At 55.1% G+C, this 13,690-nt stretch carries 12 protein-coding genes; 5 read left to right on the plus strand and 7 right to left on the minus strand.

What is annotated here, in order from left to right:
* The first annotated feature begins 49 nt into the window (after window positions 1-49).
* Together thiC and RIB44_13705 are read left to right on the plus strand one after the other, a co-directional pair.
* Window positions 50-1,396, plus strand: a complete 1,347-nt coding sequence (thiC, locus tag RIB44_13700; protein ID MEQ8617623.1) for a phosphomethylpyrimidine synthase ThiC — start codon at window positions 50-52, stop codon at window positions 1,394-1,396.
* 156 nt (window positions 1,397-1,552) lie between these two features.
* Window positions 1,553-1,936 carry a heavy-metal-associated domain-containing protein gene (locus RIB44_13705; protein ID MEQ8617624.1) on the plus strand — a complete coding sequence of 128 codons (384 nt, stop codon included), beginning with the start codon at window positions 1,553-1,555 and terminating at the stop codon, window positions 1,934-1,936.
* 58 nt (window positions 1,937-1,994) lie between these two features.
* Here RIB44_13705 and RIB44_13710 read toward each other — a convergent pair whose 3' ends face one another.
* From RIB44_13710 to thrC, 4 genes are read right to left on the minus strand one after another with little or no spacing between them, the layout of a single operon-like run.
* Window positions 1,995-3,500 carry an MFS transporter gene (locus tag RIB44_13710; GenBank protein ID MEQ8617625.1) on the minus strand — a complete coding sequence of 502 codons (1,506 nt, stop codon included), beginning with the start codon at window positions 3,498-3,500 and terminating at the stop codon, window positions 1,995-1,997.
* A gap of 56 nt (window positions 3,501-3,556) precedes the next feature.
* Complete coding sequence (locus RIB44_13715) at window positions 3,557-3,928, minus strand: hypothetical protein (protein MEQ8617626.1); 372 nt, start codon at window positions 3,926-3,928, stop codon at window positions 3,557-3,559.
* 22 nt (window positions 3,929-3,950) lie between these two features.
* Window positions 3,951-4,745, minus strand: a complete 795-nt coding sequence (gene dapB, locus RIB44_13720) for a 4-hydroxy-tetrahydrodipicolinate reductase (protein ID MEQ8617627.1) — start codon at window positions 4,743-4,745, stop codon at window positions 3,951-3,953.
* A gap of 54 nt (window positions 4,746-4,799) precedes the next feature.
* A complete protein-coding gene (gene thrC / locus RIB44_13725; GenBank protein MEQ8617628.1) occupies window positions 4,800-6,215 on the minus strand; it encodes a threonine synthase in 1,416 nt (471 codons plus the stop codon).
* 544 nt (window positions 6,216-6,759) lie between these two features.
* Here thrC and RIB44_13730 point away from each other — a divergent pair.
* The 3 genes from RIB44_13730 (at window position 6,760) to RIB44_13740 (ending at window position 8,518) form a co-directional block, all read left to right on the plus strand.
* The gene (locus tag RIB44_13730; GenBank protein ID MEQ8617629.1) at window positions 6,760-7,146 is read left to right on the plus strand and encodes a TraR/DksA family transcriptional regulator; all 387 of its coding nucleotides are present in this window, start codon (window positions 6,760-6,762) and stop codon (window positions 7,144-7,146) included.
* Between the two features lie 64 nt (window positions 7,147-7,210).
* Complete coding sequence (locus RIB44_13735) at window positions 7,211-7,804, plus strand: signal peptidase II (protein ID MEQ8617630.1); 594 nt, start codon at window positions 7,211-7,213, stop codon at window positions 7,802-7,804.
* Window positions 7,805-8,119: 315 nt separating this feature from the next.
* Window positions 8,120-8,518 (plus strand): Rrf2 family transcriptional regulator, encoded by a 399-nt coding sequence (locus RIB44_13740; GenBank protein ID MEQ8617631.1) that lies wholly within the window; start codon window positions 8,120-8,122, stop codon window positions 8,516-8,518.
* Window positions 8,519-8,599: 81 nt separating this feature from the next.
* Here the strand turns inward: RIB44_13740 and RIB44_13745 are convergent, their stop codons facing one another.
* The 3 genes from RIB44_13745 to RIB44_13755 are packed head-to-tail and all read right to left on the minus strand — an operon-like array spanning window position 8,600 to window position 13,366.
* The gene (locus tag RIB44_13745; protein MEQ8617632.1) at window positions 8,600-9,721 is read right to left on the minus strand and encodes a hypothetical protein; all 1,122 of its coding nucleotides are present in this window, start codon (window positions 9,719-9,721) and stop codon (window positions 8,600-8,602) included.
* Complete coding sequence (locus RIB44_13750; protein ID MEQ8617633.1) at window positions 9,708-11,717, minus strand: hypothetical protein; 2,010 nt, start codon at window positions 11,715-11,717, stop codon at window positions 9,708-9,710. Before RIB44_13750 ends, RIB44_13745 begins: the two co-directional genes overlap by 14 nt.
* Window positions 11,714-13,366, minus strand: coding sequence for a MotA/TolQ/ExbB proton channel family protein (locus RIB44_13755; GenBank protein ID MEQ8617634.1), 1,653 nt, complete (start codon window positions 13,364-13,366; stop codon window positions 11,714-11,716). The genes RIB44_13750 and RIB44_13755 overlap by 4 nt, the downstream gene beginning before the upstream one ends.
* Window positions 13,367-13,690 lie beyond the last annotated feature (324 nt).

Genomic DNA, 13,690 nt, shown 5'->3' on the forward strand with positions numbered 1-13,690 from the left:
GAATCACTTCGTAGCAGAATAAGGATTCAGTATCTCGATGTCAGAACCCATCACGCAGCTTGAGTTTGCCCGCGCTGGCGAAGTTACCAAGGAAATGAACTATGTCGCGGAGCGTGAGCAGCTTTCACCCGAGCTGATTCGTGACGAAGTGGCAGCGGGTCGATTAGTAATTCCAGCCAATACCGTCCACGCGGCGGGCCGGCTTGAACCAATGGGAATCGGCATTGCCACCAAGTGCAAAGTCAACGCCAACATCGGGAACTCCGCAGTTACCAGCGATCTTGACGGCGAGCTCGAAAAGCTCCACACCGCGGTTCACTTTGGTGCCGACACGGTGATGGACCTTTCAACCGGCAGCAACATCGATGCGATCCGCAAAGCGATTATCGAAGCCTCGCCGGTGCCAATCGGTACAGTTCCGATTTATCAGATGCTCGAAGAACTCGGCGGTGAAATCGAGGAGATGCGACCCCAGCATTTCCTCGACATGGTTGAGCACCAGGCCAAACAGGGTGTCGATTACATGACGATCCACTGCGGCATCATGTACGAGCATCTGCACCTGACAACTGACCGCGTGACCGGAATTGTTAGCCGTGGCGGTTCGCTGATCGCCAAGTGGATGATGAGCCATCGCAAGCAGAATCCGCTTTACGAAGCCTTCGACGATCTCTGTGACATCATGCGTCAATACGACGTGACATGGAGCCTTGGTGACGGCCTCCGTCCTGGTTCGCTTGCTGATGCGAGCGACGAAGCACAGTTTGCTGAACTTGATGTCCTCGGCGAACTCACCGCCCGCGGCCAAGAACGCGGAACCCAGGTCATGGTCGAAGGTCCTGGTCACGTACCGATGGACCAGATCAAGATGAACGTTGATCGTCAAATCGAAGTTTGCAACGGCGCACCATTTTATGTGCTAGGCCCGTTGGTCACGGACTTCGCCCCGGGTTACGACCACATCACCAGTTGTATTGGCGCCTCGCTAGCCGGCTGGGCAGGAGCTGCCATGCTCTGTTATGTGACGCCGAAGGAACACCTTGGCCTTCCTGAACGCGAAGACGTGAAACAAGGCCTGATCGCCTATAAAATCGCGGCCCACTCAGCCGACATCGCGCGCCAACGTCCCGGTGCTCGAGATCGCGATGATGCGCTTTCAAAAGCACGCTTCGAGTTTGACTGGAACGAACAATTCCGCCTCGCTCTCGACCCTGAGACAGCCCAGCGATATCACGACGAAACGCTTCCGCAAGACACCTTCAAGAGTGCCCACTTCTGCAGTATGTGTGGACCGAAATACTGCTCGATGAAGATCACCCAAGACATCCGCGAGATGGCGGAGCAAGGCGAACTCGTTGAGTTGACCGTGCCAGAAACCACGGAAGCCAGCAATTAGAGTGTCGGGAAGTCACAAGTGGCTGCGGGGTTTTGCGTAAATCCCATGTCCGTGCTATGATACGAACGAGACGAATCACTCCCCGCGAGCGTTCCTCCTGTGTTCCGCTCCGAATACCAGTTTCATAGAATTTGGCCCACCTTTCTGGAGTTCACGATGAAGTATCTACTTGTATTCACCGCATTGGTGATGATCGGTTGCCAGTCGCAGACTTCCGCGGAGAAAGAATCCGAGACAACGGAAGTCACCGAGGTTTCCACATTTAACGCTGAGGGCGCCCCCACGGTTGAATTCAGCGTACCAAGCATGCACTGCGAGTTTTCCTGCGCTCCAGCAGTCAAAGAAACACTCGCGAAGCAGCCAGGCGTCAAAGACGTGAAGGTTGACCTAGCGACGAAGACCGCTGTTGTCTCCGTAGAAGAGGATCTCTTCGACGCGGAAGCGGCTGTTGCTGCGTTGGTCGACATTCAGTTTGTCGATTCGAAAATCGTCAACGATGGGGACCTTGCAAAGTCAACCACCGCGGACGAAAAGTCCTAGGCAACGGCAAACTCCTACCGTTGGAGAAAGCCGCATCCCCAAGAGGAAGCGGCTTTTCTTATGCGCCCTCTTTGGGACGATAAAAAAGAACAATCGGCAGCATGAGAAAGGCGATGAAAAGGAACATCGTACTCCTGGGCCACTGGAAACTCTCGATCAGTCTGGAAAGTATCCAATAGAGCCCCGCCGAAATCAGGATCCCAACCCAGTTGGCTTGGTTCATCACGGCAATCATCCGCCCCTTCTTATCATCCGGCGGACGCGATTGCATAAAGACCTGCAACGGCACGGCAAACAGCCCCGTGCAGACTCCCAGCATGAGCAACGTCGGTAGGCTGCCCCAGTATCCTAGCCACTGTGGGCCTTCTCCTAGGCCCGGCAATCGAGACAGCTCCCCGTTTTCATCTCTCAGCAAGCTCATGTCACCCTTTGCTGGAACGGCCATCAAGATCAAGCAGACGAACATTCCCACGCTGCCGATCCGCAACAAGCGAAAGTCCACTTTCCCGCCAGAAACAAGACCACCAATCACACACCCGACGGCGATTCCAACGCCAATGATCCCAGCGAGCTCGCTTGTGTGGTCGTCACCGATACGCATCTCGATTTTCCCGAGTGCGTTGACAGCCGAGGGCACCATACCCGCAAGCAGCCAAAAGACACTTGAAACCAGCAGCGCCATCAGCAAGGGACGGTCACCGGCCAACAAGCTCCTCATATCTTGAGGCACCGTCACAGCGTCGGTATCGAATTTCAAATCGGGATTCGCGGCTGGAACTTTTCGAACGAGCAGTGACGACACCGTCCCTACGACAGCGATGACGACGCAGGCGATCGAAGACCGCCAAAGCTCTTCACCGGAGGACTCCAGCAGTTTGCCAGCGACCACCGTCCCAAAAATGATTGCCAGAAACGTGGTCATTAGCATAAAACCGTTGGCTCGCGGCAAATCTCGCTCGCGTAGCATCTCTGGCAGAATGCCGTACTTGGCGGGACCGAAAAAGGCGCTTTGCGCCCCCATCAGAAACAGCACGGCAAGCAATGGCCACAAAGTACTCTCGCGAGAATAGGCAACAAACGCCAACCCGCCTAAAGCCATGATGGCGATTTCGGCAAATTTGCACGAGATCACAATCCCCCGTTTACCAATCTTGTCGGAGAGGTAACCGGCGTATCCGGTAAACGCTAAGAAGGGAGCCGCGAACACGAACATCACGGTCGCTTGACCATCGGAGACAGCTCCTTGTTCAATCGCGGCAAACGCAACCATAAAGAACATCGGCGCCACCGTGGCCACCGAGGAGGCGACCAACAAGGGCACCCCAAACCACAGCAGGACCGTCCCCGGTTGTTCCCCTAGAGCAGAAGCGCCAACCGTCGAAATCGAAAGCAACAAGATGAGCTGCTTGAACAGATTATCATTGAACGCCCCCAGAAACTGCGTGACGGTCATTCCCCAGAAAGAACGATCCGCGTAGAGCGAAGGCAAGGCCGATTTATCAGCAATTTGCGTGTCTGCTGGGGCTTCCGTGGCCTCATGGCTTGCTTCTTCCGAGGTGCTCATGCGGAAGATTATGAGCCCGATTGCTCCAACTCACAAGAGAAGTGTTCTCAGGTAGTTCACTCTGTCAGCGATCGCTCTTGAATTCGCTCCCGAACTTCCGGCAGTGGGTAGTCGATGATCTTAAGCTCTTGACCCGACAACTCCTGCAGACGCTGCCAGCCACGGGTGATCAGTGCTTCGCGCTGGGCAACGAAAGCGGTATCAAGCAATCGCTTGTCAAAGTCCCCATCGACGGAAACCGGCTCGAATTCATCCGCCACAATGTACTGGGCTAGGGTTGGGTTGCAGCGTAAATGTCGCTCTGGGGTCGTATGCAGGACTTCAGGATCGAGCATTCCCACAACGAAGCGAAGGTACAGATCGCTATCGGTCAGATTGGCGACATCCTCACCACACACGTCACAGAGATAGCCTTCGTCACACTTCATAGCCACTCGCGAAATTAAGACCCTACAACCCGAGGACTTCGGCCATGCCGTACAGGCCCGGCGGCTTGTCGATCAGCCACTTCGCGGCCATGAGCGCTCCCTGCGCATAACAATCACGATTACTTGCGGCAACATTCAGCTCGATGGTCTCGCCCAACATCCCAAAGACGATCGTATGCTCGCCTGGGTTGTCACCCGTACGCACCGCGTGGTAGCCGATCTCATTACTCGGACGTTGACCGGGGCGGCCTTCACGACCGTGCGCCACAGCCGGTTTGTCCATCGCCTTAGCGACAATCTCACCAAACTTCAACGCCGTTCCGCTGGGTGCGTCTTCTTTGAAACGATGATGCCGCTCGATGATTTCCACATCCACGCCTGACGGCAAATCCTTGAGCGCACCTCCGGCAATCTCAGTCAACTTCATCACCAGATTCACAGCAGGGCTCATACTCGGAGCGAACACTACCGGGATCGCCTTCGCGGCTTCATGGATGGCCGCAATCTGAGCATCGCTGAAGCCAGTCGTGGCGATTACGACCGGTTTCTTCTCGGCCAAACAATGTTCAATCATCGCCATTGCCGCATCGGGAACTGAAAAGTCGATTACGATTGCAGCCGCGGTCGGACCAACAGGCTTTAGCGGAACTCCCAACCCGGCAATCCCGGCTAGCAGTCCGGCATCCGCTTCAAGCTGAGGATGATCGACTGACTCGAACGCAGTGACGATCTCAAAACCGTTGTCAGCGGCGGCACAGGCAACCACGCGTTGCCCCATACGTCCTGCTGCGCCATGAATAGCTAAATCGATTGACATCCTAGAGATAGGTCCTTCAAAGAATAAAGAAGTAGCAGAGCAGATTATTGGGGCTCAGCTATTCAACTGAATCGCCTGAACGATTTCATCCAAGTCGTTCTCAACCTTCACCGCACGATTCGCAAATTGGGCTCGGCTGACGCCGCGGCTACCCAGGACGCGTTCAAACTCATCTTGGTCGGCGGTGTGATAGGCGACCGTCGCGGTGGGGTCCTTGAGTTGATGCCCCGTAAGCACGCACACCACGCGATCGCTGGGCGCGATGATTCCTTGCTCTCTCAGCAATTTCGCGCCAGCGACACTCGCCGCGCTAGCCGGTTCGCAACCCATGCCGTTGGCACCCACCTGGCTCTTGGCGTCGAGGATTTGCTGATCGGTCACCTCGCGGACGACACCTTCGCAACATTCCAGGGCACGCAGACACTTCATTAAGTTCACAGGGCGATTGATTTCGATGGCACTAGCAATCGTATCCGCTTTTCCTGCAGCCGCGTCGAGTTCGCCGTAGTATTTGTCAATGATCGACACGTCAGGTTTCCCCTTATTCCAACGCAGGCCTCGCTTCTCGTAGAGTTCGTGCAGGGTATTGGCACCGAGTGCGTTAATGACAGCAAGCCGCGGAATGCGATCGATCAGGCCCAACTGGTGAAGTTCGTGAAACGCTTTGCCGAACGAACTGCTGTTTCCCAAGTTGCCGCCAGGAACAACGATCCAGTCGGGCACTTCCCAGTTGAGGCTCTCCAGCACCCTCATCATGATGGTTTTCTGCCCTTCCAAGCGGAAGGGATTCACGCTGTTGACGAGGTAAATGCCAAGCTTCTCGCTGACTTGCCTCACACGATGCATCGCATCGTCGAAGTCGCCGGCGATCTGCACGGTCAGCGCTCCATAATCGAGAGCCTGAGAAAGCTTTCCGTAAGAAATCTTGCCCGACCCGATAAAGATCACCGCCTGCATCAATTTGCTCGAACAGCAATACAGTGCTAAAGAAGCGCTTGTATTGCCCGTTGACGCACAGGCGGCTTTCTTCGCTCCGATCGTGTGGGCGTGGGTGAAGGCGGCTGTCATGCCATTGTCCTTGAAGCTGCCCGAAGGATTCATCCCCTCGTACTCCAAGTAGAGCCGACCTTGGTCCATGCCGATGTACTTGCCAACGCCATCGGTCGCGATCAGCGGAGTTTGCCCTTCGCCAATCGTGACAATCTGCTGAGGCTTGGCAAATGGCAGCAACTCGTGAAAACGCCAAACTCCGCTTTTGCACAGAGGCTCATTGCGACGCGCCCACTTCTTCTCAAACCACTTGAGCGAGTCGGGTACTGGCAACTGGTCCCACTCGTAAGTCACGTCCAGAAGGTTGCCGCAAGCATCACAGGACGTGCGTACCTCACCTACCTCATAGGTTGCAGCACACCCAGGCGAAATGCACTGCTGGTATGCGTGAGTGGTATCAATATCGACAGAACTTGCCACCAGAATCGCAGCTCCTGAAAACCATCGCTTCCGCTGGCACGCTTGCACGGCATGTAAAGCGGAATCTTCTGGGTTCTAAACTATGACGAATAAACAACTTGTATGAAATTCTACTTCGCGATCCCACTTGCCGCAACGCGAAGGCAGTCGCTTGGTTTTCCACAAAGGGACAGCTACCGAATGCGGAAATGCGACCGATCTCCCCGGAGAGATTTCTACTCCATCTCTTCTCGATAGCCTTACGGCTCTCTGCGAACCTTACTCTGAGTTAGACCTCAGCAATCTACTCAGGGTTCTCCTCGCCTTCGATGCAAGGAGAAACTCACGAGATGGCGACCAATATGCGGCGCAAGCCTCTGCTAACAAACGCCTTAGGAAGCAAACCCTGCGATCCAGATGGTTTGACGATTCACACGAAACCGCTTAGAATAAGGGGCTCGATTGAGCTCAATTCCAACAATCACTATCACCTGATTCTGACGATTCATCTCAGCGATCGGATATTTCCATTGCCACGAGGAACCGAGGGGGAACGAAGAGCGACATGAAAAAAGCTGATATGAAAGTCTACCGTGAAAGACTCATGGACCTTCGTGCGCGATTGCGTGGCGATGTGAATTCCATGGCTGACTCGGCGCTTCGTAAATCAGGCACCAACGGCGACCAAGCCGCGAGCATGCCCATTCACATGGCCGAACTCGGCAGTGAGAACTACGAGCAAGAATTCACCCTCAGCCTGCTCGCCACCGAAGGCGATCGGCTAGAAATGGTCGAGTCGGCACTCGATCGGATCGAAGCAGGCACCTACGGCCAATGTGTTCACTGCTCGAAGGTCGTCCCGAAAATGAGGCTCAACGCAATTCCCTACACGCCGCTTTGCATCAAATGTGCCGAATTGCGTAGCGAGGGAAAGCTAGAACTGGAAGACTAGAAGTTCCGCAGTTGAAACGGACTGACCTTTTCAGTTCGCGATCATCAGCGTAAGAATGGGCTAGATGACAAACTCAACTGCCCAATCAGTGGACTACCCAAGTTCACGTTATGCTCTTTTTTTTGTCCCGGCCGTTCTGGGCTTGGCGGCTGATCTGTGGACGAAGTCATGGACGTTCGCACAGCCCGAGCTGTTTCAGGGTGCTCAGCACTGGTGGCTTTGGGAGGAGCACGCGGGAATCCAACTCAGCTTGAATGAAGGCGCACTCTTTGGGATGGGGCAGGGGAAGGTGTGGTTCTTTACGGCTTGCTCGGTACTTGCAGGCATCGCCATTCCCGTCTGGCTGTTCAGGTTTGGAGCGGCTACGGATGCAAAGCTCACCTTTGCACTGGGGGCAATTATGGGCGGGGTTTTCGGCAATCTTTACGATCGCCTGGGACTTCACGACCTCCAGTGGGAAAGATTTCGGCACGACCGTGAAGGGGCCGTCTATGCCGTCCGTGATTGGATCCTGCTCCAGTGGAACGATCAGTGGGTGTGGCCGAACTTCAACATCGCCGATGTGTTGCTCGTCTGCGGAGCGGCCTCTCTCTTCTTGATTTCTGTTTTCAGCGCGGCGCCCGAAACTGAAGCCGCTTCCGAAAAGCCAGAAACCTGAGCGGCTTTCCGCAAAATAGCTGCGGGATGTCGAATCGCTGTGTTTTGGAAAGCTATTTGGCGGTTACTATCCCCTCGTGAGGGGTGTAATTCTTGGTGCCTCCTCACGAAAGATGCTCTGACTTCCAAACAAGGACATCGTCCCGAAGCTTCCCCGGGCTAATTGTGAGAGCGCTTGCAGTCATTTAATCTGACGACGTGGTGCGACTGCAATGCCTGCGAAGCGGCTCGCGAGGACGTTGCCAATAAGCAAAAGAAACTAGGCGGATGTGATGGAACTACATGAATCTTGATTGCAACCTATGAGGACGCCACGATGAAATTATCTCAATCCGTTCGCTACGCGATTCTTGCCCTCTGCCAACTTGAAGATCCCGAAGGATCACGACCCGTTTCCTGCCGGCAGCTCGCCAAGCTCGGCGATATGCCAGAGCGGTTTCTCCTCCAGGTGTTGAGGCAGCTCGTCAATCATGGCGTTCTGAGTTCGACGCGAGGCGTTGAAGGTGGGTATCGCTTGGCTCGTAACAAGGACGACATCACCCTGCTCGAAATTGTCGAAGCCGCCGACGGACCCTTGCACGCAAATCAAAACGGGAGCATTGAGGCACTCAACACAGCCTCTCAGGAAACTCTGAAAGCCGTGTTTGGCGAAGTCGTTGATAATCAGAAACAGGCGCTCGCGAAGGTAACGCTCGGACACCTGCAGCCTGGGTAAGTGTACATAATCGACGAACAAGAAATACGCATGAAACCCTAGCCTAGCAACACGCAAGTCTTGGAATAAGGAGGAAATAAGCTACTGCGCAGAAATACTGTTTCCATCTGAACTGAATTCGATTCTTTGGTGTTCTTCTAGTGGGAAGATGGCTAGAGGAATCCCTTCTTTCCACAGAGCTTCTTTAAGTAGCCGAACATCGTTGTAGGCATCGGGATAGATAAAAGCGAGTACGGACTCGTGATTAGAACTCCGATTTCGCAATCGTTTCTTAAACTTGGAGTTAGGTAGCAGTGCTTGTTCAATTGGCTGTCCAACTTCCTCGTTGACGGGAAGGATAGCACCAACCATTTGGACCTTCACGTTGTTCCCAGCTAGTACAGGAGACACGGTAATCGGTACTTCTACTTTTCGTTCTAGATAAAGTCTAAAGCGAAAACCGTCAATCGGCCCAACAGTATCGACAGCGTGCCCTCTTTGCATTACTCCTTGCGTGAGGTACGGCTTTCTCAGTCGTTGCATCTCTTGCTTCAATTCATCATATGGAATCACCCCCAGCTTACCATGACGCAACCGCACTATGATCGCTTCTTTCACTTCGCGTGCTAGAGGCGTCGGCATGCAAACAATCTCTTCAGACTCTTCGGTCTGACCGACTAATGAATACTGCTGTTCAGTTAGTTTTTTTAGCTCAATCTTGGCCTTGAGAAGCTCCCGCTGAACGTCGAACTCCTCCTGGGATTTCTCGTCAAGTCGTGCGCGACGGGCTGCCAGGTCTTGCTCGTGTAAGGACTGCATCTCCACGAGCTTCTGTCTTTCAGCCTCCAAGAGCTTTCGTTCCCGAGCGACTGCGATGGTTCGCCGCGCTTGTTCGGCATTCTTGCGGCTTGCGAAAGCGATCTCTCGGCGTATTTGAGCCAGTTCTTCAGCTTCGCTCTGCGTCTCGTCCGGTTCGGGTTCTGCCTTCGGCTGGATTTCTTGCGGCGGGGGCGTAGGTTCGTAGGTAACCTCATGGAGTTGTGTCTGTTCTTCGGGCGTCTCTTCCTCGGGCGAAGCCATCAACGAACCTTGCGAAGCCCGCACACCGACGACCATCACCAGAATGATGAGGATTCCGACAATGTTCGCCACAATGTCCAGGAACGAATCTTCACCTGGCATGCCGTCATCAGATTCGTGGTTGGCACGACTAGCGCGTGACATTCGATTGACCTCCCGGAGAGCGCACGGCTGTCAGTGGCATCTCGACATCCACACCGCTCCCTTCAAGCAGCTTCGCCAGCTTCATCGCCTCACGGTCCGCACCAGGAGCAACCTTCACACGCAATACGGGCTTCCAGTGCATGCTGCGGCCAGCAAAGCCCCAATCTTGCGTGCGTTGCCGAATGCTGCCCGCGAAGTCATTTATGAGCTTGTTCGTCGGTTGATCGAAGCTGATAAACTTGGTTGATCCAAAGCTCTGCTTGTCGGGAGAGGGTAGGATATCGAGTCCGTCCTTGCGAACGTAGACCGAGATGGGACGGCGCATTGGCACGGACTGATTACGCGATTTCTGCAACGCCCAATCGGAGCCGCGCCCCGCGGCAGCACTTTGAACTTCGGTCGTACTAGAAAAGGTTGCGCTCACGCTCTGTGATTGCGAATTCGTGTTACCCGCTTGAATGGCACCACTTGAGGTTGCTGAGGCCTGCGACGAGGCACTCCCCGAACTCGAGGATCCCGAACCGGCAGACCCACTCGATGCACCACCCGCTGTCGAATCTTCGGCTTGCGCGCCGCCAGGTACACCTTTTCCTACGGAGCCACTCGAATCGCCGCCGCTAGAATTCGCTGCACTCGAATCGCTGCCCGCCGTGCCTTGCCCCAGAGCATCGCCTTCCGAGCCCGATTGGTTCCATGTCGAAGTCGCAGCACCGTTTCCGCCTGCCGCGGAGTCAGGACCTCCATCCCCGGCGCCTGCGGAGAATTCGCCGCTCGCGCCCTGGCGAGACTCACCCAGTTGGCCTAAACCTTCGCTTGAATTACTGCTAGTCCCTAGTGAGCCGCTACCGTACCGGTCGCCACCGCCAGCAGTGGCACTATAGCGGTCCGAACCGCCGCCAGAAAAATCGCTGCCGGATCCCGCACCGTATCCGCCACCGTAGCCATTGCCTCTTCCGCCATATCCCATTCGGGCACCAATTTTTGCGTGCGTCATGTAGCGCCGTGGGGCAGCCTGAGCTAGTCGCTCCTGCTGCAATCTGGCGAACTGGACCGCATGATCTTGCTGGCTCGCCAAGATCGGATTAGCTGTAGGAAACACGACTCGTTTCTCTTCACTCAAGAATTCATAACCGTACGAGACATCTGCAACCTTCAGCGCTGCCAAAACCTTGACATAGAATTCACGCCCCGAGGGACGAACAATAATCAACGGATAAGGCTCCAGCGGTTCATCACCGGTTTGCACCGCCTGCTTCTCGTAGTGATTTTCCGTAGCACGAATCGCAGCGGCCAAGGCATTGCCCGAACGGATCGGACGAACGAAGTCCTTCTCGGTAAGCCGCGTTCCACCCGGCTGAATGACGACAGCATTCTCGGTACACTCAATAAATACAGGTGGCCGAAAAGTGCCGTTCGGTCCGCGATAAGGAACGATCGCGTAACTCTTCGGCCTTGTTGCCTCCTGCTGCATTTCTTCGACTTGCTCTTTGGTATCCTCAACCAGTTCCTGCAGCCGCAAGAGTTCTCGCTTCGCCTGCTCGTTGTCGACCTCTTGGTCTTCTTCGGTGGCTTCCAATTGCAGATTGTTGAGATAGAGTTCAGAAACCGCATGCTCGAGTCTGCGGGCATGCTCTTCGAGATGAGCCAGTTTCTCTCTTTCTTCGGACAAGCGTTTCTCGATCGCTTTTTGATCGCGAAGTTGCTGCTCCCGCCGCGCCCGCAACTGCTCCAATTCGCTCCTTGCGGGCGGCCCCACGGGCTTTTCATCCCTGGGCTGTACCTGCTGGGGCTGAGTCGTAGTCCTCTCAACCGGTTTGGCTTTGACCGCCACTTGTGGTTTAGCCGCAGGCTGCTCATCGGCCACCACCACCACCCGCGAGGCCTGCTCCGCCAGCACCACCAGCAGCACTAACAGCGCCCCCATCGTGCAAAGCAACACCGCCAAGAAAGGAAACAGACTGACGGCTTTCGAATTATCCCGGACCGCGCGGCTCATGCAGCGTAGCTCTGAGGCTCCTCACCGTCGGAGGGCTCGCCGAGATCGCTCAACGTGATCTCGGGAGCGCTGGTCACCGGTTGGCCTAACCGTGTGTTCAGTAACTGCAGTGTCGCCGAAAGGCTCGCCACGGTCTGCTCGAAGTGATGAGCCCCGGCCAGAGAGGAGAGATTGCTGTTGAGTGCCTCTTCCAACTTGCGAACCTGCCCGGTCGCTTCGACCACTTGCAGCAGCACTTCGCCCTGCTTGATCAACTGCTGCTGCTGAGAAACGGTCGTTCCGGCAGCCTCAACCAGTGCCGCTTGCATGTCCTTGAGGACTTGCTCGCTGCGGGCAATGAGCGTCTCTTGCCGTTCTGCCGCCACTAGCACGGCTTCGCCGAGTGCTCCTTCCACATCAGAAAGATGTTGGCGGTTTTCGTCGGCCAGTTTCGTTTCCGAAGCGACCAGCGTCTCCGTGTGTTGTTCATAGGCTTCAGCGAGAGCGGAAACATATTGGACAGCCCCTTGCTCAAGCACTTCCGTAAGTTTCATCGTGCCTGAGTTCAGCACGTCGGCATGCTGGTGAATCCCTTCGTTCATCACGGTGGAATGTTGCTCAAGCCCCTCGTTCAGGATTTCCGCATGACGAATGAGCGTCTGCTCAAGTTGCTCAGCGAAGCGGCCAACCCCCTCATTCAGGCCGACAGCGTGGGTTTTCAACCCGCGTGATAGTCCGTTCGCTAAAGTCGAGCTAATTGTCTCTGCCGTCGAGTCCGCGAGACTGGCCCACTTTTCGTTAGTAGCTTTCAACGAGTCGCTCAGCAAGTCGGTTTGCTGACGGCAAGAGTTCTCAACGGTCGCCAGCAACTGTTCGGAGGCACGCTGCACGGACGCCATGTGAGGATCGTGCGCTGCACCATACTGGCGGAAACGTCCAACGAGTTGTTCGTCAGCTTTCTGATCGACCGTGGTCAGGAGCGCCACCTCGACGCGCTCGACAATAAACTTTGCGAACAGCAGAATCATCGACAACGTCAACGCTAACGCGGTGGTATCAAACGCCACGCTCAAACCGGCAATGACCACCGGCAGCGACTGCTCCATTTCACTCCCGGAGAGTTTGGCAATCGCTAAGGTAATGCCAATGACGGTCCCCAAGAATCCAAGGATCGGGATCGTCGAAGCGATGATCCTGACTGACGCATAGCTGTGATGCATACGCCCCAAGTCGGAATCTTGCAGGTGCCGTAGATGATCTTCCAAGGCGTCCGCCGATTTGCGTTTGTCAACGTATTGCAGAGCATTCGTAAGGCGTCTCGCTAGGTATGTGTCACAAAGACTAGGATTCCGTTGCTTAAGCTGACTCAAGATAGAGGCGGCCTCTTCCACTCGTTCACCACCGTCAGGCACAAGCAGTGGCAAGTTCAGCTTTTCAAGAGAACCAAATTGCAGCAACAAACCTAACAGTTTGATCAACAAAGCCGCGGTACCCACGCAGAACAGCGCCACCGTGACATTCTCAATCCAGTGGTTATTGAGATACCGCTGAATGAAGCTCCCCTCGGCCGCTGGACGCACAACGATCGCATAGATGGCTAGATAAGCTAGCCCACCCCAGACAACCGCCTGCTTGAGCAACCATTCGGAAATGTTCGAAATACGCGACACGACGACCTGTCCTTTCCTAGGGGTCCTTCCCGGCGGCGATTTCCTCGCCACAACACCGACTTGCGAAGTCTGCTATCCCGGCGCAATCAGACGCGCAGACGGGAACCTTCTCCCCTAGAATCGGCACAACCGGCAAAGCTTACTGAGCCGAAATCGGCGAAAAGGGCCAAGCGAAATGCTAGCACTGGCCAGTCTTGATACCTGACGTTGGCCACGGATGACACGGATCTCACGGATGTCTTCGGGAATAAAAGAGAAGTGCACAAAGGCAGAATGAAGTTTTTCAGCAGGGCATACTGCTGCAAACTACAAATCCCGGTGATC

This window comes from Lacipirellulaceae bacterium (assembly GCA_040218535.1).
Lineage (GTDB): Bacteria > Planctomycetota > Planctomycetia > Pirellulales > Lacipirellulaceae > Adhaeretor.